Below are 26,414 nucleotides of genomic sequence, written 5' to 3' on the forward strand. Positions count from 1 at the left end.
GCCGCACACCTCGGTCACGAGCCGGACGGAAGCCTCGCCGCGGCCGCAGGCCCGCACCGGACGCCGCGGGCACGAGCCTGACCGAAGCCCAAGCCCGTGTCGGGGCCCAGGACGGTATCGGCACCCGCCGGACGGACGCCGTGTCGCGGGCGAGGACCGGCGCCGCACACCTCGGTCACGAGCCGGACGGAAGCCTCGCCGCGGCCGCAGGCCCGCACCGGACGCCGCGAGCACGAGCCGAACCGAAGCCCAAGCCCGTGTCGGGGCCCAGGACGGTATCGGCACCCGCCGGACGGACGCCGTGTCGCGGGCGAGGACCGGCGCCGCACACCTCGGTCACGAGCCGGACGGAAGCCTCGCCGCGGCCGCAGGCCCGCACCGGACGCCGCGGGCACGAGCCGGACCGAAGCCCAAGCCCGTGTCGGGGCCCAGGACGGCACTGGCACCAGCCGGACGGACGGCCGTGTCGCGGGCCGGGACCGGCACCGGGTCGCGTCACGACCGGCCGAGCCCCCGTCGGTCCCCCGCGTCGGCGACCGCTCCGCGGCCCCGTCCGATCCCCGCCGGGAACCGTGCCCGCGGCGCCCGGGACCCTCATCCCCACCCGGCGACACGCGCGCGCGTCCGGATAAGGCAGTCTTGTCCCGTGCCCGAACCCGAAACCAGCACCGCCCGTACCGCCCCGCCCGGCGTCCACCCGCACACCGCGACCCTGAAGCGGCTGGAGAGGTCCTCCGGCACTCTCGCCGCCCAGGCCATCGCGCGCATGGACGAGACGCTGCCGTGGTACCGGGCCATGCCACCGGAGAACCGTTCCTGGATCGGGCTGGTCGCGCAGGCCGGTATCGCGGCGTTCACCGAGTGGTTCCGGCACCCGGACGCCCCCCAGGCCATCTCCACCGACGTCTTCGGGACCGCTCCGCGCGAGCTGACCAGGGCGATCACGCTGCGGCAGACCGTGGAGATGGTGCGCACCACCATCGAGGTCATGGAGAGCGCGATCGACGAGGTCGCCGCCCCCGGCGACGAGAGCGTCCTGCGCGAGGCGCTCCTCGTGTACGCGCGGGAGATCGCCTTCGCCACCGCCCAGGTGTACGCCCAGGCCGCCGAGGCACGGGGCGCCTGGGACGCGCGGCTCGAGTCGCTCGTCGTGAACGCCGTGCTGAGCGGCGAGGCCGACGAGGGCGCGGTGTCGCGGGCGGCGGCGCTGGGCTGGAACGCGCCGGAGCATGTGTGCGTGGTGCTGGGAACGGCGCCCGACGGTGACTCCGAGCTGACCGTGGAGGCCATCCGGCGCGCGGCACGGCATGCCAAGCTCCAGGTGCTGACCGGGGTGCTCGGTGACCGGCTCGTCGTCATCGCGGGCGGCAGCGACAATCCGCTCGCCGTCGCGAAGTCGCTGATCGGGCCCTTCGCCGCGGGCCCCGTGGTCGCCGGGCCGATCGTGCCCGACCTGCTGGCCGCGACCCGGTCCGCACAGGCCGCCGCCGCGGGGCTGAAGGCGTGTTCCGCCTGGCAGGACGCGCCGCGGCCGGTGCTGGCGGACGACCTGCTGCCGGAGCGCGCGATCGCCTCGGACCCCAGCGCGCGCGAGCAGTTGGTGGAGGAGATCTACAGACCGCTGGAGGAGGCCGGCTCCGCGCTCCTGGAGACGCTCAGCGTGTATCTCGAACAGGCGAGCAGTCTCGAGGGCGCCGCCCGGATGCTGTTCGTCCATCCCAACACCGTGCGCTACCGGCTTCGACGTGTGACTGACGTCACCGGTTGGTCGCCATCCGATGTACGTTCCGCGTTCACGTTGCGCATCGCGCTGATCCTGGGGCGTCTGGCCGATGGGGATGCGCAGCCCTAGTCTTTTGTCGGGGGCCCACAAAACCCCTTGCCGTTCTTCGTCCTTGTCCCCACGGGCGGCCGTGCCCGTAACCAAGAGAGAGTGTGAGAGTGCTCGTACTCGTCGCTCCCGGCCAGGGCGCTCAGACGCCCGGCTTCCTGACTCCCTGGCTCGAACTGCCCGGTGCCGCCGACCGCGTCGCCGCCTGGTCGGACGCCATCGGACTGGATCTCGCCCACTACGGCACGAAGGCCGACGCGGAGGAGATCCGCGACACGGCCGTGGCGCAGCCGCTGCTCGTCGCCGCCGGGATCCTCTCCGCCACGGCACTCGGTGACATCTCCCCGGGCGCGGTGGCGGGCCACAGCGTCGGTGAGATCACCGCCGCCGCCCTCGCCGGCGTCCTGACCGAAAGCGCCGCGCTGGCCCTCGTGCGCAAGCGGGGTCTGGCCATGGCCGAGGCCGCCGCGATCACCGAGACCGGGATGTCGGCGCTGCTCGGCGGCGACCCCGAGGTGACCGTGCCGCACCTGGAGAAGCTGGGCCTGACCCCGGCGAACGTCAACGGCGCCGGGCAGATCGTGGCCGCCGGCACGCTGGAGCAGCTCGCCGCGCTGAACGAGTACAAGCCCGAGGGCGTGCGCAAGGTCGTCCCGCTGAAGGTCGCCGGCGCCTTCCACACCCGGCACATGGCCCCGGCGGTGGAGAAACTGGCCGCCGCGGCCCGGGAGCTGACGCCCGCCGACCCGAAGGTCGACTACGTCTCGAACAAGGACGGCCGGGCGGTCACCACCGGCGCCGAGATCGTCGAGCGGCTGGTCGGCCAGGTCGCCAACCCGGTCCGCTGGGACCTGTGCATGGAGACCTTCCAGGAGCTCGGCGCGACCGCGCTGCTGGAGGTGTGCCCGGGCGGCACCCTGACCGGGCTCGCCAAGCGCGCCCTGCCCGGCGTGAAGACGCTGGCCCTGAAGACCCCCGACGACCTCGACGCGGCCCGCGAGCTCATCGCCGAGCACGCCTGACGCCCTGCTGACGCCCTAAGGAGCCGACTGCAACATGTCGAAGATCAAGCCCAGCAAGGGCGCCCCGTACGCGCGGATCCTCGGCGTGGGCGGTTACCGGCCCACCCGGGTCGTGCCGAACGAGGTGATCCTCGAGACGATCGACTCGTCGGACGAGTGGATCCGTTCGCGCTCCGGCATCGAGACCCGGCACTGGGCGAGCGACGAGGAGACCGTCGCCGCGATGTCGATCGAGGCGTCCGGCAAGGCGATCGCCGACGCCGGGATCACCGCCGAGCAGATCGGCGCGGTGATCGTCTCGACCGTCACGCACTTCAAGCAGACCCCGGCCGTCGCCACCGAGATCGCCGACAAGCTGGGCACGGCGAAGGCCGCGGCCTTCGACATCTCGGCCGGCTGCGCGGGCTTCGGCTACGGCCTGACCCTCGCCAAGGGCATGATCGTCGAGGGCAGCGCCGAGTACGTCCTCGTCATCGGCGTCGAGCGGCTGAGCGACCTGACGGACCTCGAGGACCGGGCGACGGCCTTCCTGTTCGGCGACGGCGCCGGCGCGGTCGTCGTCGGCCCGTCGAACGAGCCCGCGATCGGCCCCACGGTGTGGGGCTCCGAGGGTGACAAGTCCGAGACCATCAAGCAGACCGTGCCGTGGACGGACTACCGGGCCGGCGAGGTCGAGCGGTTCCCCGCCATCACGCAGGAGGGCCAGGCGGTCTTCCGCTGGGCCGTGTTCGAGATGGCGAAGGTCGCCAAGGAGGCGCTGGACGTCGCCGGACTCGACCCGGCCGACCTGGACGTCTTCATCCCGCACCAGGCCAACGAGCGGATCATCGACTCGATGGTGAAGACACTCAAGCTGCCGGAGTCGGTCACGGTCGCCCGTGACATCCGCACCACCGGCAACACCTCGGCCGCCTCGATTCCGCTCGCGATGGAGCGGCTTCTGGCGACCGGCGAGGCGAAGAGCGGCGACACCGCGCTCGTCATCGGATTCGGGGCGGGTCTCGTCTACGCAGCGACGGTCGTTACTCTCCCCTAGGCACTCCGTGCCGGATCTTGCCGGTCCGGCCCGGAAGCAGCACCGCCACACCCTCTGGAACACTACGAAGGAGCGCCTGACATGGCCGCCACTCAGGAAGAGATCGTCGCCGGTCTCGCGGAGATCGTGAACGAGATCGCCGGGATCCCCACCGAGGACGTCCAGCTGGACAAGTCCTTCACCGACGACCTGGACGTCGACTCGCTGTCCATGGTCGAGGTCGTCGTCGCCGCCGAGGAGCGCTTCGACGTGAAGATCCCCGACGACGACGTCAAGAACCTCAAGACCGTGGGCGACGCGACCGAGTACATCCTCAAGCACCAGTCCTGAGGTCCCCTGGGCCGGGTGCTTCCGGCCCCGCCACCCGGCGGTGGCGCCGCTGAATCCTCGTATCCGTTGGAGAAAGAATTCCCGTGAGCCCGACCAATCGCACCGTGGTCGTCACCGGTATCGGCGCAACCACACCGCTGGGTGGCGACGCAGCCTCTACCTGGGAGGGCCTGGTCGCCGGACGATCCGGCGTCAAGCCCCTGGAGCAGGAGTGGGCCGCCGACCAGGCGGTCAGGATCGCCGCGCCGGTCGCGGTGGAGCCTTCCGAGATCATCCCCCGGCCGCAGGCCCGCCGCCTCGACCGCTCGGCGCAGTTCGCGCTGATCGCCGCGCAGGAGGCCTGGGCCGACGCCGGTTTCACCGCCAAGGCCGGTGAGGGCGCCGAGATCGACCCGGACCGGCTCGGCGCGGTCATCGCCTCCGGCATCGGCGGTGTCACGACCCTCCTCGACCAGTACGACGTGCTCAAGGAGAAGGGCGTACGCCGCGTCTCCCCGCACACCGTGCCCATGCTGATGCCGAACAGCCCCTCCGCGAACGTGGGTCTGGCGGTGGGCGCCCGGGCGGGCGTGCACACCCCGGTCTCCGCGTGCGCGTCGGGCGCCGAGGCCATCGGCTACGCCATCGAGATGATCCGCTCGGGCCGCGCCGACGTCGTCGTCGCCGGTGGCACGGAGGCGGCGATCCACCCGCTGCCGATCGCCGCGTTCGGCAACATGATGGCGATGTCCAAGAACAACGACGACCCGCAGGGCGCCTCGCGTCCCTACGACGTCGACCGCGACGGCTTCGTGCTCGGCGAGGGCGCCGGTGTCATCGTCCTGGAGTCCGCGGAGCACGCCGCGAAGCGCGGGGCGCGGGTGTACGCCGAGGCGGTCGGGCAGGGCATCTCCGCCGACAGCCACGACATCGTGCAGCCGGAGCCGGCAGGACGCGGCATCAGCCACGCCCTGCAGAACCTGCTGGAGCGGACCGACCTGGACCCGGCGGAGATCGTGCACGTCAACGCGCACGCTACGTCGACGCCGGCCGGTGACATCGCCGAGCTGAAGGCGCTGCGGAAGGTGTTCGGCGACGACGCCGACCACATGGCGGTGTCCGCGACGAAGTCGATGACCGGGCACCTGCTGGGTGGTGCGGGCGGTGTCGAGACGGTCGCGACCGTGCTCGCGCTGTACCACCGGGTGGCTCCGCCGACCATCAACGTCGAGAACCTCGACCCCGAGGCCGAGGCGAACGCCGACGTGGTGCGGGGCGAGGCGCGCAAGCTGCCCGTCGAGGGCCGTATCGCCGCGCTCAACGACTCGTTCGGCTTCGGTGGGCACAACGTGGTGCTGGCGTTCCGGACGGTTTGATGCCGTTTGCCTTACGGCGATGGCCCGAACCCCCTGAGGGGGTTCGGGCCATCGCCGTTTCGGTGTGTGTCGTCGCCTCAGGAGCGGTCAGACGACCTGGTGGAGCCAGCGGACCGGGGCTCCCTCGCCCGCGTACCTGAACGGTTCCAGTTCGTCGTCCCACGGCTTGCCCAGGAGCTTGGCGATCTCGGCCTCCAGGTCCGTCTCGCCCTGCTGGGCGCGGACCAGGGCCGCGCGCAGGCGGTCCTCGGGGATCAGGATGTCGCCGTGGATGCCGGTGACGGCGTGGAAGATGCCGAGGTCGGGGGTGCAGCTGTAGCGCTCGCCCTCGGCGGTGGGGCAGGGTTCGGCGGTGACCTCGAAGCGGAGGAGGTGCCAGCCGCGCAGCGCGGAGGCCAGCTTCGACGCCGTGCCGGGCTCGCCCTGCCAGGAGAACTCCGACCGCCAGGTGCCGGGCGCGGCCGGCTGCCGGATCCAGTCGAGGTTGACGCGCGTGCCGAGCACGCCGGCGACGGCCCACTCGACGTGCGGGCACAGCGCGCGCGGCGCGGAGTGCACGTACAGGACTCCACGTGTCGTCACCGGGACCTCCGGGCAGAGCGGGCGTGTTGCGGCTGGCTGGGCGGCGGTGGCCGGTCGGCCACACTGATGGCGAGGCTACCGTGCGGTGGCGCAAGGAGTGTGACGTACCGTCGGTCCCAGTGCCCGGAAACCGCCGCCATTCACCCAGGGGGACGCTTGTACGGGCGTGACCCGTTGCACAGCGCGCGGCCGGGAACCTTCACGCGTTGTATGGAGAGGGCCGACGAGAGCGAGGGGGCCGACAGACGATGCGCAAGAGCGGACAGCGGGTGCGGACCGCGGTGGCCGTGCTCACGGCGGCCGTGTTCGGACTGACCGGATGCGACGCCCTGGGCGGCGACGCGCCGGACGAGGCCGGCCTGGGCCGGCAGCGGGCCGAGGGTCCGGCGGTCTTGTGGGACCGCAGTCCCGCCTCGATCGTCGCCGTCGGTGACTCCATCACCCGCGGGTTCGACGCCTGCGGGGTGCTGGTGGACTGCCCGCAGGTGTCCTGGGCGACCGGCAGCAGCCCCGAGGTGAACAGTCTCGCCGTGCGGCTGCTGGGCGCGCGGGCCACCACCCACAGCTGGAACGTCGCGGTGAGCGGGACGGCGATGGCGGACCTCCCGGCGCAGATGGAGCGTGCGGCGGCGCGTGGGCCGGAGCTCGTGACGGTGATGACGGGCGCGAACGACGCCTGCCGGTCCTCGGTCTCGGCGATGACGCCGGTGGACGACTTCCGGGCCGACTTCAAGGACGCGATGCGCACGCTGCGTCAGACCCTGCCCAAGGCTCAGGTGTACGTGGCGAGCATTCCGAACCTGATGCGGCTGTGGTCCGAGGGCCGTACGAACCCGCTGGGCAAGCAGGTGTGGAAGCTGGGGATCTGCCCGTCCATGCTGGGCGACGCCGACGCCCTGGACGCGGCGGCCAACCAGCGGCGCGCGACGGTGCAGCAGCGGGTGATGGACTACAACTCCGCACTGGCGGAGGTCTGCGGCGCGGACGAGTACTGCCGGTACGACGGCGGGGCGGTGTTCGACTACCGCTTCGGCACGGCGCAGTTGAGCCCGTGGGACTGGTTCCATCCGAGCAAGAACGGTCAGGCACGGCTGGCGGAGATCGCCTTTCGGAGGATCACCGCCGAAAAGCCTTAAGGTTCCGCTCATGAGCGAACACTTCGGCACACTTCCCGACGGCACGGCCGTGCACCGCTGGACCCTCGAACGCGCCGGCGTCCGGGTGCGGATCCTCTCCTACGGCGGGATCGTACAGTCCGTCGAGGTGCCGGGACGGGACGGCCGGACCGAGGACGTGGTGCTGGGGTTCGCCGAACTGGACGGGTATCTGACGCACCCGGAGCCGTACCTCGGCGCCCTGATCGGGCGGTACGCCAACCGGATCGCGGGCGGCCGCTTCCCGCTCGACGGGCGGACGTACGCGCTCGCGCCCAACGACGGGCCGAATTCGCTGCACGGCGGTGAGCGCGGCTTCGACAAGCGGGTCTGGGAGGTGACGCCGGTCGAGCACGGCGTCCGGCTCACCCGGGTCGGCCCGCACGGCGAGGAGGGCTTCCCGGGGCGGCTGGAGGTCTCGGCGACCTACCGTCTCGACCCGGGCGGCGCGCTGCGGATCGCGTACGAGGCGGTCACCGACGCGCCGACCGTGGTCAACCTGACGAACCACTCGTACTGGAACCTGAGCGGTTCCGGCAACGCGGGCGGGCACGAGCTGCGGATCGCCGCCGGGCGGTACACGCCGGTGGACGACGTGCTGATCCCGACCGGGACCGCTCCCGTCGAGGGCACCCGGTTCGACTTCCGGACGGCCCGCAAGACCGGCTCCGGGTACGACCACAACTTCGTCCTCGACAAGGGCGTGACCGCGACGCCGGTCGAGGTCGCGGAGCTGTCCGACCCCGGGTCCGGGCGGGTGCTGACGGTGGCGACGACCGAGCCGGGGCTCCAGTTGTACACCGGCGAGCACCTGAGCGGGCCCTGGGCACCCGGGGACGGCATCGCGCTGGAGACGCAGCACTTCCCCGACTCGCCGAACCGGCCGGAGTTCCCGAGCACCGTGCTGCGGCCGGGCGAGGTGTTCCGCTCGGAGACGGTGTACGGCTTCTCGACGCGCTGAGCCGTCACGGCGATCCCTTGAGCCCCGGCCCGGATGTCAGGTCCCGGACCGGGGCTGCTCGGTGGGACGCATCGCCCTGGTTCAGACCGTAGTCGTCAACGTGATCCTGCGGTCGGCGATCGAGCGACCCACCTGAATCTCGTACGAACCCTTCACAAACGACCACGAGTTGGTCATCTCGTCCCAGATTTCGAACGCCCGGCGCGGGAGTTCGACGACGGCCTCCGCGCTCTCCCCCGGCCCCGCCTCGACGCCCGCGAAGCCGGCCAGCCGGCGCGCCGGGCGCTCCGGGTCCGGCTCGGCCGGGGCGACGTAGAGCTGCACGACCTCGCGGCCGGGGCGCCCGCCGGTGTTGCGGACGCGCACCTTCACCGTCGTCCCGTCCGTCTCGACGGACTCGTAGGACCAGTCGGTGTAGCCGAGGCCGTGGCCGAAGGGGTACGTCGGCCTTCTGCCCTCCTTCTCCCAGGCGCGGTAGCCGATGAAGACGCCCTCGCGGTAGGCCAGTTCGCCGTCGGCGGGGACGACCTGGGTGACCGGGGCGTCCGCCAGCGGGCCCCAGGTGGTCGGCAGGCGGCCGCCCGGCTCGTGCGTCCCCGTCAGCACGTCGGCGAGGGCGGCGCCGCCCTCCTGGCCGGGGAACCAGGTCAGCAGTACCGCCGCGACCTCCTCGCGCCAGGGCAGCTCCACCGGGGAGCCGGCGTTGACGACCACGACCGTGTTCGGGTTGGCGGCGGCGACGGCGCGCACCAGGTCGTCCTGGCGGCCGGGCAGGCGCAGGTCGGTGCGGTCGAAACCCTCGGACTCGACGCGTTCGGTGGTGGCGACCACGACGACGGCCGTGTCGGCGGCGCGGGCCGCCTCGACGGCCTCGGCGATCAGCTCGTCGGGGTCACGCTGCGGTCCCTGGTGGGCGAGCGCGAAGCCGACGACCCGCAGCGGGACGTCCTCGGGGAGGTCGACGACGTGGGTCAGGGAGACCTCGACCGGCTCACCCGCGGTGAGTGCGGCCCGGGCGCGGGGCACGGGGGCGCCGAGGAAGGACGCGAAGGGGTCGTCCTTGGCGGGGCGCTGGACGTCGTCGTAGTACGTGGTGCCGTCGACGGTGAGGGTGAAGGCACCCGTGCCCTTGATGCCGAAGGTGTGCGGGCCGGTGTCGCGGGGGGTGAAGGTGCCGGTCAGTTCGACGGTGTGCAGGCGGTCGTGATCGACGCCGTCGGGCAGGTCGTCGCCCAGCCACTGGATCTGGCCGTTCGGGACGGAGGCCGTGCCGATGATCGCGCCGTCCGCGTCGCGGCAGACCGCGCGCAGGACGAAGCCCCGGTCGGCGACGCCCGGTTCGGTGGTGGGGTCGGCGCCGACGGCGTAGGTGACGGAGCCCTCGGGGAGGGCGGCGGTGAGGCCGTCGAGCGGGGAGACGACGCGGTCGGGGAAGACGGTGGCCGAGCCGCCGCCGAGGACACGGGCGTCGCGGGCGGCGGCGCCGACGAGGGCGACCGTGCCCGGCCGCAGCGGCAGCGCGCCCTCGTTGCGGACCAGGACGAAGGAGCGGCGGGCGATCTCGCGGGCCAGGGCCGCGCCGTCGACCGGCGCGGGGAGCTCGGTGACGGCCGGCTCGGCGCCGTCCAGGACGCCGACGCGGGCGGCGAGGCGCAGGACGTTGCGCACGGCGTCGTCGACCCTGGCCTCGTCGGTCCTGCCGTCCCGTACGGCCTGCGCGAGGGCCTCGCCGTAGACGGTCCGCGGGCCGGGCATCGCCACGTCGAGACCGCCCTCGATGGCGCCGGTGGTGGAGCGGGCCGCGGTCCAGTCGGAGACGTTGACGCCGTCGAAGCCCCACTGGCCGCGCAGGATCTCGTTCACGAGGTGGTGGTGCTCGGTCATCGTCGTGCCGTTGACCGAGTTGTAGGCGGTCATGACGCCCCAGGGGCGGGCGTTCTCGACGATCGCCTCGAAGGGGGCGAGGTAGAGCTCGCGCAGCGCCCGTTCGGAGATCAGGTTGTTGACCGTGAAGCGGTCGGTCTCCGCGTCGTTGGCGACGAAGTGCTTGACGGTGGTGGCGACGCCGCCGGACTGCACGCCCTGGACGTACCCCGCGCCGATCCGGCCGGTGAGGCAGGGGTCCTCGCTGTAGGCCTCGAAGTGGCGGCCGCCGAGCGGGGAGCGGTGCAGGTTGACCGTGGGCGCGAGCAGTACGTGGACGCCCTTGCGGCGGGCCTCCTGGGCGAGCAGGACGCCGGCGCGGCGGGCCAGGGCGGGGTCCCAGGTCGCGGCGAGGGCGGTGGGCGAGGGCAGGGCGACGGAGGGGTCCTCGGCGGTCCAGCGCACGCCGCGTACGCCGATCGGGCCGTCGGACATGACCAGGGAGCCGAGGCCGATCTCGGGGAGGGCGGGCAGGGTCCAGGTGTCCTGGCCGGCCAGGAGGCGGGTCTTGGCGTCCAGGTCCAGCGTGCGCAGGGCGGCCTCGACGGCCGCCTCGCGAACCCGGTCGGCCGGGGTGGTGCGCGGGGATCCCGCCATGGGGTGTCTCCTCGTCGACGTCCGTACGGTGTCCCCATCGTGCATCGGCCACCTGGCGACCGGTAGGTTTCGTTATCTCTCCGTTATCCGCTGGTGGGCGGATGCCGTACGGTGACGCCATGAGCGGGCGGGTCAGGAGCGAGGAGCGGCGGGCCGAGATAGTCCGGGCCGCCCTGGAGGTGATCGCCGAGCGCGGGTACCGGGGCGCGAGCCTGGCCGCGGTGGCCGAGCGGGTGGGGCTGACCCAGCAGGGGCTGCTGCACTACTTCCCGACCAAGGACGCGCTGCTGGTCGCCGTGCTCAAGGAACGGGACCAGTGGGACGCGATGCCGGACACCCGGTGGCGGGTCGACCTGCTCACGGCGCTGGTCGAGTACAACGCGATGCGTCCCGGCGTCGTCCAGACCTTCTCCGCGCTGCTCGGCGAGAGCGTCACGGAGGGGCATCCGGCGCGGGACTACTTCACCGAGCGCTACCGGCGGGTCCGCGACAGCATGGCGGCCGTCCTGCGCACCGAGTACGGCGACCGCCTCCCGAACGGCCTCACACCGGAACGCACCGCGCCCCTGCTGGTGGCGGTGATGGACGGGCTGCAGTACCAGTGGCTGCTGGACCCCGAGTCGGTGGACATGCCGGGTGCCTTCCGGGACTTCCTGACGCTGCTGGGCGAGAACTGACCCCCGTCTGAGTACGGGTACTCAGGTGCTCGCCCGGCCCGCGCGCGACCATGCCCGTATGAGGTGGAGGAACACGCTCGCGGTGCTCGGGCTGCTGCCCCTCAACACCCTGCTGGTCGGGTACGGGTGGCTGGCGGCCGGCATGACGGCGTGGGCGGCGGGCTTCGGCCCGGAGCCGTACCGGCCGCCGATGGCGGAACTCGGCGCGGCCTGCGGCGGGGTGGCGCTGATCGGCGTCGTGCTGTGGTGGGCCGGACTGCGGCGGGCCGCGGCCTTCCAGGCGGTTCCGCTGCTCGCGCTCCTCGCGTTGATGCTCGGCTGAAACCCGCAGCCCTGGCATCCCCCGGGTCACACACCATGGCGCGGCCCACTTCCGTCACGGGATACTGCGGCCGTTCCCGCTCCCCACTGCGACGGAAGGACCCAACTCCTGTGAAAGCTCTACGTGTTGGCACCGGTGCACTCGGGCTCGTCCTCATGGCCGGGCTCGCCGCCCCCGCCACCGCCACCGCGTCGGCGGAACCCGTGGTCACCGTCGAGGAACAACGGCTGGAGCGGGCCGTGCCGCAGGAGATCCTGCGGCGGTCCGGATTCGACGCGGTGGCACCGGAGTTCGCCGAGGTGCTGGGCGCGGCCCGCTCCTACGCGCAGGCGCACAGGATCGTCGTACGGCAGGGCTCGGCGCTGTGGCGGCGGGCGGTGGACCGGGCGCAGGGGCGGGCGCCCGTCGAGGGGGACCTCAGCCGGGACGACGACCGTCCCCTGTACTGGGCGCGGTTGGGAATGACACGTGAACTGCGTTCCTGGCAACCGCAGTTCGGGCTCGACGAACGCGGCCGGGCCGCTCTGCTGGACGCGCTGGAGCGGACCTCGCGCGGGCAGGACGACATCCGCCACCCGGGCCGCGGCTCGGGCGTGAAGCGGATCCTGGTCACCGGGTTCGACCCGTTCACCCTGGACCGGGACGTGCGGATCTCCAACCCCTCCGGCGCCACCGCGCTCGCGCTCGACGGCACGGTGATCCGGACGGCGGACGGGCCGGCGCGGGTGGAGACCGCCGTGTTCCCGGTGCGGTGGCGGGACTTCGCGGACGGGACGGTGGAGCGGACGCTGCGGCCGTACCTGCCGCGGGTCGACCTCTTCGCGACCGTCAGCCAGGGCCGGGTCGGGCGGTTCGACGTCGAGCGGACCAACGGGGCCTGGCGGGGCGGCTTCGCGGACAACGAGAACGTCGGCCGGACGGAGACCATCCCGGTCGCCGACCCGGCGTCGCAGCCGCAGTGGACGTCGACGACGCTGCCGTACGAGCGGATCGTGGCCGCCGGGACCGGCCGCTTCCCGGTGTACGACAACACCACCGTCACGGAGATCCCGGCGGGCGGCACCCAGGCCGTCGTCCGGCCGGACGGGCCGACGCCCGGGTCGACGGCACGCGCCGGGGGCGGCGGGGACTACCTCTCCAACGAGATCGCCTACCGGGCGACGCTGCTGCGCGACCGGCTGGGACTGCACGACACCCTGCCCGGCGGGCATGTGCACACGCCCGTCCTCCAGTTCGGCGCGGGCAACACCACCGAGGTCACCGACCCGGAGTTCGTCCGCAACCGGCTGGACATCATCGCGCAGGTGCGGGCCATCCTCACGGTCGCCGCGGAGGCCGGCGCGAGGCAGCGAACGGGAGACTGACGCCCGGGGCGCCCGGGGCGTCGCCGACGGGGACGGGAACGGGGCATCGTGTACGTGACGCCGGGGCGGTCACGCCAGGACGGTGATGACGGTGACGGCGGGTGTCCCGGTCATCGGGTGATCTTCCGCTCCCCGGCGTCGTCCCCGGCGTCCAGGACGCTTTCCTCGCCGCGCAGTTCACGGGCCAGCAGCGTGGCGCCGGCGACCGCTCCCGGCATCAGGAGGACGGCGACGAAGGGGACGAGGAAGGCGAGGGCGAGGGGGGTGCCGAAGCCCCAGATCAGCGTCCTGCGGGAGCGCAGCAGGGGGAGCCGCTCACGGAGTTCCACGCCCCGGCGCTGCAGCGCGACGGAGGTGAGCTCCTGAGTGAGGAAGAACCCGGTGACGAAGAAGCCGAGCACCGGCACGACCGTCTGGCCGACCACCGGGACGAAGCCGAGGGCGAAGAGCAGGACGCCCCACACGGCGGCGCGGGCCAGGATCCGCAGGCTGTCGCGGGCCGAGATCCACAGCTCCTGATGGAGAGGCAGATCGGAGACGGGCGCCGTGCCGTCCGGGGAGACGTCACGGTCGACCGACTCGGACAGGGCCTCGTAGAAGGGCTGGCCGATCAGCAGCGTCACCGCCGTGAAGGTGAGGACGGCCAGGAGCAGCGCCAGGGCGAACAGGACGGCCGTGAGGAAGCCGCGGAACAGGCCGAGCCAGGGGCCCGACCAGTCGTCGGCGAAGGGGGTCGACCAGGCGACGAAGTCCTCGCCCCACACCGCCAGCGCCACCAGGGCGCCGGCGTAGAGAACGAGGGTGATCAGGCCCGGGAGCAGCCCGAAGCCGTACTGCTTGCCGTGCCGGGCCACCCAGCGCTGGCCCTTCAGGAGATAGCTGAAACCCACCCCGAGATCGCGCATGGGGGAACCCTATCGGGGCGTCCTCCGCGAGCGGTCACGCCGATGTAACGGCCCGTACGGCCCCCAGGGCCCCGTCGCGTGGATCACGCCGGCGACGCGATCCGCACCACAGGCCCCGGCCCCGCCGTGCGCCATACGGGGCATCGGCGGTCATCGGCGACACCAAGGCCCCCTTGTTGCGGTTGAGTCGAACAGGTACACCTCGCCGTACCGATCTCAGGAACCCGGAGGAGGTACGCGTGCGCTCCACGAGAACGACCTCTGCGAGACCCGTCCTGACGGCCGCCCTCACCCTCACCCTCGGCCTCACCACGGCCGCCTCTCTCCTGCCGGCCGCCCCCGCCCGGGCGGGCACGGACCCCGGCCCCGTCACCCGGGCCGAGGCGGAGGGCCCCGCTCTCGACCACCGCCCCGCCCGGTCCCCGGCGAGCACCACCCGCCGGGCGCTCACCGCGCCCGCCGCCGAACTCGCGGACGCCTCCCGCGGTTACCCGCGCGAGCAGCACCTCGCCGAGGACCCCGTGAACCCGGCCGACAAGTCCCTGAAGCTGGGCCTCACCCCGTACCACGCCATCGCGCCGAAGCTGAACGCCCTGCAACGCCTCGGCGACCGGGTGAGCGTCGAGGTCGCGGGTCACTCGGCCGGCGGCCACCGGCTCCATCTCGTCACCGTCACCGCCCCGGAGACGGCCCGTCAGGCCGGCGAGCAGGCCCGGATGCGCGAACTGGTGGAGAACGCGCCCGCGGTGGCCGCGCGGGACCCGCGGGTCAAGGCCGCCTACAAGACGCCCGTGTTCGTCAACAGCAACATCCACGGCAACGAGTGGGAGGGCACCGACGCCTCCCTGAAGCTCATCGAGCGCCTCGCCACCGCGAACGACGCCCGCACCAGGGACCTGCTCGCGCACAGCCGCCTGTACTTCAACATCACCGCCAACCCGGACGGCCGTATCGCCGGGACCCGGGCGAACGCGAGCGGGTTCGACCTCAACCGGGACTTCGTCACCGCCTCCCAGCCCGAGGCGCGGGCGATGCGGCAGATCGTGGTCGACAAGCAGCCGGCCGTCCTGCTCGACCTGCACGGCTACGTCAACGGCACGCTCATCGAGCCCACCACCCCGCCGCACGGCGAGAACTACGAGTACGACCTCTTCCTGAAGCACACCTACGCCAACGCCCTCCGTATGGAGGCCGCCGTCAACGGCCTCGGACACACGCCCGGAAAGGACGGCGTCGAGCCCGCGCAGATCCCGTTCCGGGACCAGGAGGAGGGCTGGGACGACTGGCCGCCCATCTTCACTCCGCAGTACGCCGCCTTCCACGGCGCGGTCGCCGCGCACACCGTCGAGATCCCGCTCCGGGTGAACAACAGCGCCTACGACACCCTGCCGGAGGGCGAACTGCGCCGCCGGGCCGCGATCAACGTGGCCGTCGCGGGCGCCGCGATCGAGGCGACCCTGGACTACGTGCGCACCGAGCGCCGGTCACTGGTCGCCGACCAGATCGAGGTCTTCCGGCGCGGCGCCGCCGGGGAGGCGCAGGTGCCGGTGGCCGAGGAGACCGTCCCCGGCGTGCCCGGCATCGGCCCCGAGGACGTCTACACGACCACCTTCCCGCGCGCGTACGTCATTCCGGCGGGCGGCGCCCAGCGCTCCCCCACCGCCGCCGCCCGCCTGGTCGACCACCTGCTCGCCAACGACGTCCGCGTCGGCCGGGCGGTCCACGACGTCCGGCTCTCGGGCCGGTGGTACGCCAAGGGCTCGTACGTCGTCGACATGCGCCAGCCCAAGCGCGGGCTCGCGAACGTACTGCTGGCCGACGGGCGGGACATCAGCGACAAGGTGTCGGTGATGTACGACATCTCCGGCTGGAGCCTCGGCCGGCTCTGGGGCGCCACGGTCGAGCCGGTGCGTCAGCTGTCTCCCGTCCCGCTGAGCCCGGTGCGCGAGGCCGCGCCCGTGGCCCACGTGGCCCCGAGCGGCGACCTCCGGCTGCGCCTGGACGACCCGCGCGAGGTGGCGGCCGTCAACTCCCTGCTCGCCCAGGGCGTACCGGTCCGGCAGGCGGCCGACGGCAGCGCGCTCGTGCCGGGTTCGGCGCGGCGGCAGGCGACGGCCGCGGCCCGGACGTACGACGTCGCCTTCGACGCCGCCCGGCCGACCGGCGGCACCCCGCTGACACGGGTGCGGGTGGCCGCCGCCGTCACGTCGGGTGAGCTGTTCGCGCTGCGGGAGATGGGCTTCGAGGTGACGCCGGTGTCCACCGCGGTGCTGAACGCCGGCTTCGACTGGTCGGGGGTGGAGGTGCTGTTCGTGTCGGCGGGGCTGGCGTACGACGACCTGAACCCGGCCGCGCGCAGGGCACTCGACGACTTCCTCGACGGTCACGGGCTGGTGGGGCGCGGGGCGGCCGGGGCGGCGCTCAACGCCGACGCCGGGCTGCTGCCGGTCAAGCCCGTCGAGGGCAACGGGGACGCCAACGGGGTGGTGCGGGTGGTGAACGCGGGCGGCGGGATCACCGCCGGCGCGCCGGAGCACTCCTTCGTGTACGCGCCCCTGTGGTTCACGGACCTCGGGCGCGGGGTGCGGGTGGAGCAGTCGTACGCCGTCGGCGATCCGCTGGTGTCCGGGCACTGGCGGGCGCTGCCGGACGGCACCGGCGGGCCCGCCGCCGCGGCCGGGCGGGCGTCGGTGGTCAGCGGCCCGCACGCGGTGCTCTTCGGCACGGAACCACTCTTCCGTGATCACCCCAAGGGGGTATTCGCTCAGGTGGGGCGGGCATTGTTCACCTTGGCGCCCAGGTAGACCACGGCCGTACCACGGCTGGAGCACGGCACTCACGCGAACAGCGGACGGCCGAGGAGGCAGAGGAGATCGGATGACGCAGGAAGTCCACGGCACCGTCGCCGACGGCTACGAGGAGGTGCGCACGGAGTTCGCCGCGTTCGTGGCGCGGGAGCGGGCGGACTACGAGGGACAGGTGTGCGCCTACGTGCGGGGGCGGCGGGTCGTCGACCTGTGGGCGGGTCCGGACGGCGTCTCGGCCGGGTCGCTGTACGGCGTCTTCTCGTCCACCAAGGGCGCCGCCCACCTCGTCGTCGCGCTCCTCGTCCAGGACGGCACGCTCGAACTGGACCGCAAGGTGACGTACTACTGGCCGGAGTTCGCCGCCGAGGGCAAGGGCGCGCTGACCCTGCGCGAGCTGCTCACGCACCGGGCGGGGCTGATCGGGCTCGACTCCGGGTTCACCGAGGAGGAGCTGGCGGACGACCGGGTGATCTCCGAACGGCTCGCGGACCAGCGGCCGTTCTGGCGGCCCGGCTCGGCGTTCGGCTATCACGCACTGGTGCTCGGCGCGCTCGCCGGTGAGGTGGTGCGGCGGGCCACGGGCCGGACCCTCCAGGAGGTGTACGAGGAGCGGGTGCGCGCCCCCTACGGGCTGGACTTCTACCTCGGGCTGCCCGACGCCGAGGAGGTCCGCTTCCGGTCCGTGCAGCCGATGCTGCCGACGCCCGAGCAGCAGGCGGGCCTGGACGCCCGGCCGACGGGACCGCACACGCTCACTTCGATCGCGTTCAACGCGCACGTGGGCGGGGCGGGCGAGCTGGTGGACCACGCCAACTCCCGCCTGGTCCGCGCCAAGGGCCCGGCCTCGGCGGGCGGCGTGGCCGCCGCGCGCGGGCTCGCCGGGATGTACGCGGCGGCGATCAGCGAGGTGGCCGGCCGGCCGCCGCTGCTGAAGCCGGACACGGTCGCCGAGGTCGGTCAGATCCACTCCGTGGGGTACGACCTGGTGGCCCGGGCGCACAAGGTGTACGGGCTCGGCTTCCAGGCGACGGCCGAGAACTGGTATCCGTTCCTGGGCGCGGGCGCCTTCGGGCACAGCGGAGCGGGCGGCGCGCAGGCCTTCGCGGATCCGCGCAGCGGGCTGGCGTACGGGTACACGCGGCGGCGCTGCGCGTTCCCGGGCGGGGCGGCGCCGGAGAACGAGCGGTTCGTGCGGGCGGTGCACCGGGCCGCTCTGGCCTGACGCACGGGCGAAGGCCGCACCCCACGTCCAGGGGTGCGGCCTTCGTCGTACGCAACGAGTGCCGTCAGACGAGCGTCACGGTGATGTTGCCGCGGGTCGCCTTCGAGTAGGGGCAGACCTGGTGGGCCTTCTCGACGAGCGCCTTGGCGGTGGCCTCGTCGACGCCCGGTATGTCCGCCGAGATCTCGACGACGATGCCGAAGCCGTCGTCGTTCCTGCCGATGCCGACCTTCGCGGTGACGGTCGAGCCGGAGACGTCGGCGTTCTGCTGCCGGGCGACGACGCCCAGGGCGCCCTGGAAGCAGGCGCTGTAAGCGGCGGCGAACAGCTGCTCCGGGTTGGTGCCGGCGCCGCTGCCGCCCATCTCCTTCGGCGGGTTGACGACGACGTCGAGCTTGCCGTCGTCGGTGGCGACCCGGCCGTCACGGCCGTTCTCGGCGGTGGCGACGGCGGTGTAGAGGACGTCGGACTGCTGGATGGGCATGCGGTTGTCTCCTCCTCGGTCCGCCACGACTCGCGCCCACGATCGACGGCGGCTTTCGGAAAGAAGTTACCGTGTGGCGGAAAACCGTGGAAGGTTACAGCTTGACGAGCATCTTGCCGGTGTTGTCGCCGCGCAGGACGCCGAGGAAGGCCTCCAGGTTGTTCTCGATGCCCTCGACGACGGTCTCGCCGTACTTCAGGGCGCCCGAGGCGACCCAGGGACCGACCTCCTGGACGAACTGCGGCTGGAGGTCGTAGTGGTCGCCGACCAGGAAGCCCTCGATGCGGCCGCGGGTCTGGATGAGGCGGGCGAGGTTCCTCGGGCCGGGCGCGGGCTCGGTGTTGTTGTAGACGGAGATCATGCCGCACACGGCGATGCGGCCGCCCCGGTTGAGGGAGCCGATGGCCGCCTCCAGGTGGTCGCCCCCGACGTTGTCGAAGTAGACGTCGATCCCGTCCGGCGCGGCGGTGCGCAGCTGTTCGCTCACCGGCCCGGCCTTGTAGTTGAAGGCGGCGTCGAAGCCGTACTCCTCGACGAGCAGCCGGACCTTCTCGTCCGACCCGGCGGAGCCGACGACCCGGGAGGCGCCCTTGAGCTTCGCGATCTGCCCCACCTGACTGCCGACGGCGCCGGCGGCCCCGGAGACGAACACCGCGTCGCCCTCCTTGAAGGCGGCGGTGCGCAGCAGGCCGGCGTAGGCGGTGAGCCCGGTCATGCCCAGGACGCCGAGGTACGTCGACAGGGGCGCGGCCTGCGGGTCGACCTTCACGGCATTCGCGGCGTCGACGGCGGCGTACTCGCGCCAGCCGAAGAAGTGCAGGACGTGGTCGCCCACCGACAGGCCCTCGGCGTGGGAGGCGACGACCTCGCCGACGGCGCCGCCCTGCATGACCTTGCCCAGCTCGTAAGGAGCGACGTAGGACTTGGCGGCGCTCATGCGCCCGCGCATGTAGGGGTCGACGGAGACGTACCGGTTCCGCACCAGCACCTGACCCTCGCCGGGCGTCGGCACCGGGGCCTCGACCAAGGCGAAGTTCTCGGGCTCGGGCCAGCCGACGGGGCGGCTGAGGAGGTGCCATTCGCGGTGGACGTCGGGCAGGGCGGGGGTGTCGGTCATGGGGCGCCTTTCCTCGTTCTCGGGCCGGGCGGGACGCGGATCGCGCCGGGCAGGATGCGGGCAGATACTTCAGCACCTGAAACAACGATGCGCTTGAACATTTCATGCTGTCAAGTAACGGGGTACCCTGGAGAGCATGGCCACACCCCGTACCACCCGCCCTGACGCGCTGACCCTGGAGGTCGTCGACCTGATCGGCTCGGTCGTGGCCCGCTACCACGAGGAGTACGAGGAGGCGGCGGCGGAACACGCGCTGACCGGCGCCCAGGCGAGGCTGCTCAGCCTGCTCTCCCTCGAGCCGCTCCCCATGCGCAAGCTGGCCCACAAGCTCAAGTGCGAGCCGTCGAACGTCACGGGCATCGTCGACCGCCTGGAGTCCCGGGGCCTGGCCGAGCGCCGCCCGGACCCGGCCGACCGGCGGGTGAAGCTGGCGGCGGCGACGGACGAGGGCCGCCGGGTGGCCCGCAGCCTGCGCGAGTCCCTGCGCTTCGCCCGGGAGCCGCTGGCGGGGCTGAGCGAGCGGGAACGACTGACGCTGCGGGACCTGTTGCGGCGGATGGTGGACGTGGAGGGCGACGCGGAGGACCAGGGACCGCGGTGACGCCGTTACGAGCCGGAGGACACTCCCTGACCGCCCCTCCACACCGGGTCGAGCCGAACGACGGGCCGTGACCGCCCCTCCACACCGGGTCGAGCCGAACGACGGGCCGTGACCGCCCCTCCACACCGGGTCGAGCCGAACGACGGGCCGTGACCGCCCCTCCACACCGAGGCGGGCCGAACGACAGGCCCTGACCGGCCGCCCGGCCCGCCCGCACCGTTCATCCGCGACCCCCCTCCGGGCGCCCCGCGCGCAATGAGCCGCGCCCCCTCCGGGCGCCCCGCGCGCAGTGAGCCGCGCCCCCCTCCGGGCGCCCCGCGCGCAGTGAGCCGCGACCGCCCTCCCGCCGCCCCGCACACCGTCGGCCGCGACCACCTCCGGACCGCCCCGCACACCGTCAGCCGGTCACCAGTAGTTCCGTCCAGTCGCGGGCGACGCGGTGCAGGGAGAACTGTTCGCGCACCTGGGTGCGGGCCAGGTGACCGGCCTCTCGCCAGCCCTCCTCGTCCAGTTCGGCGAGGGCGTCCGCCATCTTCTCCGGGTCCTGGTGGATCCACCGCCGGTCGTAGATCTCGTCCGCGCCGGGCCACGGCAGCAGGGCGGGGACGGCGGCGGAGGCCATCCCCTCGGCCGGGGCGAGGTGGAAGCTCTCGTCGTCACTGGTCGACAGCACGTTCCCGACCCGCCGCAGCCAACCCGCCACGTCCGACCCGAACTCGTCGAAGACCACCGCCCCTTCGAGCAGCGGCGAGGTCTGCATCCGGCGCAGCACGGCGTCGTAGTGCGCGCGCTCCTCGGGCTTGTTCCAGATCCACCAGTACTCCCAGGGCGGCTTGGACTTCACCGACAGGTGCCAACGGCGGTCCCGGGCGCGCAGCGCCTGAAGGACGTCGAGGCCCAGGTCGAGGCGTTTGCGGCTGGGCGCGATGCCGATCATGCCGAGGCGGAAGCGGGCGCCGGGCGCCTTGGGACGGTCGAGCTGGTCGGTGTCCACCCAGTTCGGGATGACGGTGACCTTGGACTCCGGCCAGCCGGTGTGCGCCAGGGTGCGGCGGGCGTAGTAGGAGCTGACGCAGATCACCCGGTCGACGGCGTCGATGTCGACCTGCGCGGGCCAGTCGGCGTCCAGTTCGAACCGGTGCAGCCGCACGATCAGCCGGCTGCCCTGCCGCTTGTGACGGCTGTACCAGACGGCGGCCGGACCGCACCACTCGACGACCACGACGTCGGCCCAGCCGGCGAGTTCCCGGCTCGCGGCCGGATCGTGGCGGGCCAGCGCCGGCCAGGCGTCGACGCGCACGTCGAGCCCGGGCAGCGTGCGGAAGTGGTCGAGGAGCCGGGAGAGGAACTTCAGGTCGTGGCCCGCGACGCCGACCCGCAGGGGCCGCGACCGGGCGGCCACGGCGGCCGGCGCCTGCGGGAAGGCCCGGCCGAGCTGGGCGCGCCAGCGGTCGGCCGCCGCCTGGAGCGTGTACCGCGCGGCGGCGTCCCGGCAGCGGTCGGCGGCCAGGCGCCGCGCCTGGGGCTCGCGCACGGCTCGGGCGATCACCTCGGCGGCGTCGTCGAGTCCGGCGCGCCCGGGCACGAACAGCGGGTAGTCGCCGCCCAGCAGTGCCTCGTGGGCGGGGGTGCGGTTGAGGACGACGGGCAGTCCCAGGGCGCCGAACTCCAGTACCTTCGTGGACAGTTCGAGGCTGGCGTCGAGCTCGGGCGCGCGCCAGCCCAGGCCGAGGTCGCAGTCGGCGGCGATGCGCATGGCCTCCTCGCGGGGCTGCCCGCCGTGGTGCTCGACGCCCGGGGTGACGGCCAGCGCACGGGCCATGGCGGCGTGGAAGTCCGGGTGGGCGGGATCGTCGTGGATCTTGTCGCCGACGGTGTGCAGCTCCGCCCGGACGCCCTGTTCGGCGAGCGCGGCCGGCAGCCGGGTCATGGGCAGGGTGTTCCACAGGGGGGCGAACTTGCCGGTGTACACGAGCCGTACGGGGTCGTGCGGGCGTTCGCGCCCGGGCAGCGGGAAGTCCGGCTCGGGTACGGCGGGCGGGCTGAGCACGCACTTGCCGCACGCCTCGGGCACCCACGTCTCCAGCAGGCAGCGCAGGTCCTCGGTCTGGCACAGCAGCCGCCGGGAGGCCTCGGCGATGCGGGTGAGCTCCGCGCGGGCCCCCTCGGTCATCTCGGTGGCCGACTGCGGGATGTCGGTGAGGTAGGCCCAGATCCGTCCCTCGAAGTCGCCGTCGGAGACCACCCGCCCGACCAGTCGGCGGCCGCGCAGCACCAGCAGGTCGCAGGGCTCGTCCGCGTCGAGCCCGGCGAGGACCTGGGAGGCCTGCACGGGGGACAGCGTCCGGTCGGACAGCCCGGGCAACAGCCGCTCCTCGTGGGGGCGGACCACGGTGACCCCGGGCAGTCCCGCCAGCGGGTCGGTCAACCGCCCGGTGAGCACGGGGGCCTTCAGCACGAGCCGGGTCCGGCAGCCGGCCCGCGACAGTGCCTGCACCGTCGACTGGGCCCAGACGGCGGAGCCGTCGATGAGGTTGAGGTCGACGTCGCCGTAGACGAGCGCGTTCAGTGTCCGGCTCATGTCGGCTCCTTCCCGCACCAGGCGAACAGACGGTGTCCCTGCCGCGCCCAGGTCTCCGGCGGCGTTCCGGACGCCAGCAGCGACCGGCGCACCAGGAGCGGGCGCAGTTCGGGGACGAAGGTGTAGTCGTCGGCGGCGGGCGTGCTGCCCACCGCGTCGGCGCAGGAGTACTCCTGCGCGCACATCAGGTCCAGCAGCAGTGTGTCCGGGCGGTCCTCGGTGAGGTCGGTCCAGTCGGCGACCCAGGGGGCGAGGGGTTCGCCGGTGCGTACGGTCACGCCGGCGGCGGTGAGTTCGTCGAGCCCGGTGGGATCGGGTACGACCACCTCGGCGGGCCGGTGCCGCTGGCTCAGCACCTGGGCGGCGAGCCGGGCGACGTCGGCCCGGTCCCGCGGGGCGGCCAGCACGCAGACGCGGCGCTGGTCCAGCGGGTCGGGGCCGCCGATCCGGCGGGCCAGCTGCGACAGCCGCACCCGGGTGCTGTCCGCCCGGAACACCTCGCGCAGCCGCCGCCGTCCGGCCGCCGCCGGGTCCAGGCTCGCCAGCCGCACTCCGGCGTCCGCGTCGAGGACGGCGTCCCAGTCGAGCCGGGTCAGGCCGGGGGCCGCGGAGGCCGGGGCGTCCCGCCACAGGACGCAGGGGCGGCCCGCGGCCCGGGTCTCGGTGAGCAGTTCGGCCAGTCTTCGGTCGAGGTCGGGGGCGAGCCCGGTGCCGGTGAGCGACCAGGGGCCGTGGCCCGTGCAGGCGCTGAGCTGGACGAGAAGGGCGTCCGGGTCGGTGCGCTGCACGACGAGCCGGCCGTCGTGCGGCAGCACCCGGTTGACCACCGCGTCCGCCGCGAGGTCCGCGGCGGTGGCGTCGGTGAGCACACCGGCGATCACCAGCCGGTCCCGGGGCGTGGCGGCGAACGCGCGGTGGGCCAGGTGCATCCGCCCGTCGGGCACCGCCCGGCGCACGCCCGCCTGCGCGACCGCCCGTGACGTCGTCGCCGTGGAGCGCGACTTCATCCGCCTCCGCCACAGCCCGTACAGCTCACGCGGCAGTCGCGGCGCTTCGCGCCGGGGCGAGCGGGCCGCCGACACCAGGGCCCGTCCCACCCGCAGCGAGGTGGAGCCCTCCAGCATGGCCACCCGGGCCTGGAGCAGGCCGACCCGCTGCCGGGCGCCGTGCAGGGCTGCCGCCAGCTGTTCCTTCTCCCGTACGGCGGCGGCGAGGCGCTCGGCGAGGCCGTCCTCGTGGACGGGGCCGCGAGCGCGTTCGGCCTCCTCGGCGTCACGCTCGAGGTCCAGCACGCGGGCCCGCAGGGAGCGCGAGACCAGGTCGGCGAGGACGTACTCGTCGGCGATCCGCAGCGCGGTGGCGAAGCCCTCCGCCGGGACGGGCCGGCCGAACCAGTCGTGCAGCGGCAGCAGTACGTCGGTGCGGACGAACACCGCGCCGGCGTGCAGGTGCGTGTAGTCGAGCGGCGCGGCGCGCAGCACCTGGCAGCGGTGGGCCACCAGGGCGTCGAGGAGCCGGTGGTAGGGGATGTCGGGTCCGCGGTGGCCGAAGAGGATCACGCCGCGGCCGCCGGGGCGCATGCGCCGCAGGACGGCGAGACAGTCGGTCTCGGTGCCGTGCAGCGCCGGGTCGGGGCCGTACGACACGAGCACCAGCTCGCTCTCGCCGATGTCCCGTTCGCCGTGGTGCAGGGCGACCTCGCCGGGCAGATGGAGGTAGGGCTCCAGGTCGAGCCCGCCGTCGGTGGCGTCCACGACGGTGGTGACGCCGTCCAGGTGGGGGTGGAGCAGATCGGTCAGGCGCATCAGCGGGTCCTCGTGAAGACGTGGAAGCCGACCTCGTTCTCGCGGAAGCGGTACGGGGCGAACAGGGTGTGCCGCAGGCCGAGGGGTTCGAGCAGCGCGGCGTACTCGGCGGCCGGGCGGTGCAGGATGTAGTCGCCGCGCGGCCGGCGGGCGCCGGTGTTCTCGTCGGTGACGATCAGCCGTCCGGTGATCCGCACCAGCGAGGCCAGGTTGCGCAGCCCGGCCGCCCACTCCGCGTCGTCGAGGACGTGGAAGAGGACGTCGACGCAGAGCACGACGTCGTACGGCCAGGGAACGGCCCACTCGTCCAGGCAGGCGACGGCGTAGCGGGGGCCGCCGCCCCGGGCGCGGGCGTGCGCCACGGCCTCCTCGCTCGCGTCGAAGGCGTCGACGCGGTGGCCGCAGCGTGCCAGGGCGCGGGCGAAGTGGCCCTTGCCGCAGCCCGCGTCGAGCACGAACAGCGGGGCGGACGGGTCGGTCAGGTCGCCGATCAGCGGCAGCAGGGTGCCGAGGCGCAGCGCGTAGAAGATCTCGTTGCCCGCGCGGTCCAGGCCGATGTGGCCGCCGGACGCGAGGTCGTCGTGCTCGCGGTGGCGGGTGTCCCAGTAGACGCGGGTGGCCTTGGTGTCCCAGCGGACGCGGGTGGACTCATGCATGGTGGTCCAGCCAGCGGGTGACCTCGGCGGCGATCCGGGCCCCGGCCCGTCCGTCCCACAGCGGCGGGCCCTCGTCGGGCGCCGGTTGTCCGCCGTCCAGCACCTTGCGCAGCGCGGGGACGAGTTCGTCGGGCCCGACGAGCCGGTTGGTGCCGTGGGTGACGGTGACCGGGCGCTCGGTGGTGGTGCGCAGGGTCAGGCACGGCACGCCCAGGACGGTGGTCTCCTCCTGGACGCCGCCCGAGTCGGTGATCACGGCCGCCGCGCCGCGCACCAGACTCATGAACTCGACGTATCCCAGCGGGTCGACGACGTGGACGCCGGGTGCGCCGTCCAGGCCCGCGGCGCCCAGTGCCGCCCGGCCGCGCGGGTGCAGCGGCACGACCAGGTCGAGGAGCCGGGCCGCCTCGGTCAGGGCGCGGGCGGCGGCCCCGGCGGCCTCGGGGTCGTCGACGTTGGCGGGGCGGTGCAGGGTGACCACGCCGTAGCGCTCGGGCAGTCCGTGCGCGGCACGGGCGGCGTCCGGGTCGAAGTGGTTCAGGTGGGTGAGCAGGGTGTCGATCATGGGGTTGCCGACGAGGTGGACCCGGGCGGGGTCGACGCCCTCGCGGGCGAGGTGGCCCACCGCCTCGGGGCTGGTGGCGAACAGCAGCTCGGCCAGCTGGTCGACCAGCCGCCGGTTGACCTCCTCCGGCATCGCCATGTCGAAGCTGCGCAGGCCCGCCTCCACATGGGCGAGGGGGATGCCCAGCTTGGCGGCGACCAGGGCGGCCGCCAGCGTCGAGTTGACGTCCCCGTAGACCATGACGAGGGCGGGGTCCCGCGCGGTGAGCTCACCCTCCAGGGCGACGAGCAGGTCGGCGGTCTGCCGGGCGTGGCTGCCGGAGCCGACGCCGAGATCGGTGTCCGGCTCGGGCAGGGAGAGTTGCCGGAAGAAGATGTCCGACATCCGTTCGTCGTAATGCTGGCCGGTGTGCACCAGCACCTGGTCGCAGCCCGCCGTGCGCAGTGCGGCGACGACCGGGGCGGCCTTGACGAAGTTCGGTCGGGTGCCGACGACGTGGAGTATGCGGCCGTTCATG

Annotated in this window: 22 protein-coding genes; 13 read left to right on the forward strand and 9 right to left on the reverse strand. The window is 73.4% G+C overall.

What is annotated here, in order from left to right; genetic code table 11:
• Positions 1–646 precede the first annotated feature (646 nt).
• The 5 genes from fasR (at position 647) to fabF (ending at position 5,574) form a co-directional block, all read left to right on the forward strand.
• On the forward strand, positions 647–1,852 hold the full coding sequence (gene fasR / locus IPT68_RS11435) for a fatty acid biosynthesis transcriptional regulator FasR (RefSeq protein WP_189696758.1): 1,206 nt from the start codon (positions 647–649) through the stop codon (positions 1,850–1,852).
• A gap of 89 nt (positions 1,853–1,941) precedes the next feature.
• Complete coding sequence (locus IPT68_RS11440; protein WP_189696757.1) at positions 1,942–2,853, forward strand: ACP S-malonyltransferase; 912 nt, start codon at positions 1,942–1,944, stop codon at positions 2,851–2,853.
• A gap of 34 nt (positions 2,854–2,887) precedes the next feature.
• Positions 2,888–3,889, forward strand: coding sequence for a ketoacyl-ACP synthase III (locus tag IPT68_RS11445; RefSeq protein ID WP_189696756.1), 1,002 nt, complete (start codon positions 2,888–2,890; stop codon positions 3,887–3,889).
• Between the two features lie 81 nt (positions 3,890–3,970).
• Complete coding sequence (locus IPT68_RS11450; RefSeq protein ID WP_141312265.1) at positions 3,971–4,219, forward strand: acyl carrier protein; 249 nt, start codon at positions 3,971–3,973, stop codon at positions 4,217–4,219.
• An 83-nt stretch (positions 4,220–4,302) separates the two neighbouring features.
• Complete coding sequence (gene fabF, locus IPT68_RS11455) at positions 4,303–5,574, forward strand: beta-ketoacyl-ACP synthase II (RefSeq protein ID WP_189696755.1); 1,272 nt, start codon at positions 4,303–4,305, stop codon at positions 5,572–5,574.
• Positions 5,575–5,661: 87 nt separating this feature from the next.
• On the opposite strand, the gene IPT68_RS11460 is transcribed toward fabF, so the two are convergent.
• Positions 5,662–6,156, reverse strand: a complete 495-nt coding sequence (locus IPT68_RS11460) for a DUF3145 domain-containing protein (RefSeq protein WP_189696754.1) — start codon at positions 6,154–6,156, stop codon at positions 5,662–5,664.
• A gap of 248 nt (positions 6,157–6,404) precedes the next feature.
• Here IPT68_RS11460 and IPT68_RS11465 point away from each other — a divergent pair, with 248 nt between their 5' ends.
• Positions 6,405–7,292, forward strand: a complete 888-nt coding sequence (locus tag IPT68_RS11465) for an SGNH/GDSL hydrolase family protein (protein ID WP_189696753.1) — start codon at positions 6,405–6,407, stop codon at positions 7,290–7,292.
• A gap of 10 nt (positions 7,293–7,302) precedes the next feature.
• Positions 7,303–8,271 carry an aldose epimerase family protein gene (locus IPT68_RS11470; protein WP_189696752.1) on the forward strand — a complete coding sequence of 323 codons (969 nt, stop codon included), beginning with the start codon at positions 7,303–7,305 and terminating at the stop codon, positions 8,269–8,271.
• A gap of 81 nt (positions 8,272–8,352) precedes the next feature.
• Here the strand turns inward: IPT68_RS11470 and IPT68_RS11475 are convergent, their stop codons facing one another.
• Entirely contained in the window at positions 8,353–10,791 is a 2,439-nt protein-coding gene (locus IPT68_RS11475) for a glycoside hydrolase family 3 protein (RefSeq protein WP_189696751.1), read from the reverse strand.
• 101 nt (positions 10,792–10,892) lie between these two features.
• Here IPT68_RS11475 and IPT68_RS11480 point away from each other — a divergent pair, with 101 nt between their 5' ends.
• The 3 genes from IPT68_RS11480 to IPT68_RS11490 all read left to right on the forward strand — a co-directional run bounded on the left by IPT68_RS11480 (position 10,893) and on the right by IPT68_RS11490 (position 13,154).
• The gene (locus tag IPT68_RS11480; RefSeq protein WP_189696750.1) at positions 10,893–11,468 is read left to right on the forward strand and encodes a TetR/AcrR family transcriptional regulator; all 576 of its coding nucleotides are present in this window, start codon (positions 10,893–10,895) and stop codon (positions 11,466–11,468) included.
• A 58-nt stretch (positions 11,469–11,526) separates the two neighbouring features.
• A complete protein-coding gene (locus tag IPT68_RS11485) occupies positions 11,527–11,790 on the forward strand; it encodes a hypothetical protein (RefSeq protein ID WP_189696749.1) in 264 nt (87 codons plus the stop codon).
• Positions 11,791–11,945: 155 nt separating this feature from the next.
• Positions 11,946–13,154 (forward strand): pyroglutamyl peptidase, encoded by a 1,209-nt coding sequence (locus IPT68_RS11490; RefSeq protein WP_228040378.1) that lies wholly within the window; start codon positions 11,946–11,948, stop codon positions 13,152–13,154.
• A 110-nt stretch (positions 13,155–13,264) separates the two neighbouring features.
• Here IPT68_RS11490 and IPT68_RS11495 read toward each other — a convergent pair whose 3' ends face one another.
• Positions 13,265–14,059: an EI24 domain-containing protein gene (locus IPT68_RS11495; RefSeq protein WP_189696747.1), complete on the reverse strand. Its 795-nt coding sequence runs from the start codon at positions 14,057–14,059 to the stop codon at positions 13,265–13,267.
• Positions 14,060–14,298: 239 nt separating this feature from the next.
• On the opposite strand from IPT68_RS11495, the gene IPT68_RS11500 reads away from it, so the two are divergent.
• The gene (locus IPT68_RS11500; RefSeq protein WP_189696746.1) at positions 14,299–16,863 is read left to right on the forward strand and encodes a M14 family zinc carboxypeptidase; all 2,565 of its coding nucleotides are present in this window, start codon (positions 14,299–14,301) and stop codon (positions 16,861–16,863) included.
• A 73-nt stretch (positions 16,864–16,936) separates the two neighbouring features.
• The gene (locus IPT68_RS11505; RefSeq protein WP_189696745.1) at positions 16,937–18,088 is read left to right on the forward strand and encodes a serine hydrolase domain-containing protein; all 1,152 of its coding nucleotides are present in this window, start codon (positions 16,937–16,939) and stop codon (positions 18,086–18,088) included.
• Between the two features lie 64 nt (positions 18,089–18,152).
• Here IPT68_RS11505 and IPT68_RS11510 read toward each other — a convergent pair whose 3' ends face one another.
• Positions 18,153–18,572: an organic hydroperoxide resistance protein gene (locus IPT68_RS11510; RefSeq protein WP_189696744.1), complete on the reverse strand. Its 420-nt coding sequence runs from the start codon at positions 18,570–18,572 to the stop codon at positions 18,153–18,155.
• A gap of 94 nt (positions 18,573–18,666) precedes the next feature.
• Positions 18,667–19,689, reverse strand: coding sequence for an NADP-dependent oxidoreductase (locus IPT68_RS11515; protein WP_189696743.1), 1,023 nt, complete (start codon positions 19,687–19,689; stop codon positions 18,667–18,669).
• Between the two features lie 136 nt (positions 19,690–19,825).
• Here IPT68_RS11515 and IPT68_RS11520 point away from each other — a divergent pair, with 136 nt between their 5' ends.
• Positions 19,826–20,290 (forward strand): MarR family winged helix-turn-helix transcriptional regulator, encoded by a 465-nt coding sequence (locus IPT68_RS11520; protein ID WP_189696742.1) that lies wholly within the window; start codon positions 19,826–19,828, stop codon positions 20,288–20,290.
• Between the two features lie 397 nt (positions 20,291–20,687).
• Here IPT68_RS11520 and IPT68_RS11525 read toward each other — a convergent pair whose 3' ends face one another.
• From IPT68_RS11525 to wecB, 4 genes are read right to left on the reverse strand one after another with little or no spacing between them, the layout of a single operon-like run.
• Positions 20,688–22,871, reverse strand: a complete 2,184-nt coding sequence (locus tag IPT68_RS11525) for a glycosyltransferase (protein WP_194074077.1) — start codon at positions 22,869–22,871, stop codon at positions 20,688–20,690.
• Complete coding sequence (locus IPT68_RS11530) at positions 22,868–24,676, reverse strand: hypothetical protein (protein WP_189696741.1); 1,809 nt, start codon at positions 24,674–24,676, stop codon at positions 22,868–22,870. The genes IPT68_RS11525 and IPT68_RS11530 overlap by 4 nt, the downstream gene beginning before the upstream one ends.
• Complete coding sequence (locus tag IPT68_RS11535) at positions 24,676–25,332, reverse strand: class I SAM-dependent methyltransferase (protein WP_189696740.1); 657 nt, start codon at positions 25,330–25,332, stop codon at positions 24,676–24,678. Before IPT68_RS11535 ends, IPT68_RS11530 begins: the two co-directional genes overlap by 1 nt.
• Complete coding sequence (wecB, locus tag IPT68_RS11540; protein WP_189696739.1) at positions 25,325–26,413, reverse strand: non-hydrolyzing UDP-N-acetylglucosamine 2-epimerase; 1,089 nt, start codon at positions 26,411–26,413, stop codon at positions 25,325–25,327. The genes IPT68_RS11535 and wecB overlap by 8 nt, the downstream gene beginning before the upstream one ends.
• Position 26,414 lies beyond the last annotated feature (1 nt).

Source organism: Streptomyces chromofuscus, assembly GCF_015160875.1.
Classification (GTDB): Bacteria; Actinomycetota; Actinomycetes; order Streptomycetales; family Streptomycetaceae; genus Streptomyces; species Streptomyces chromofuscus.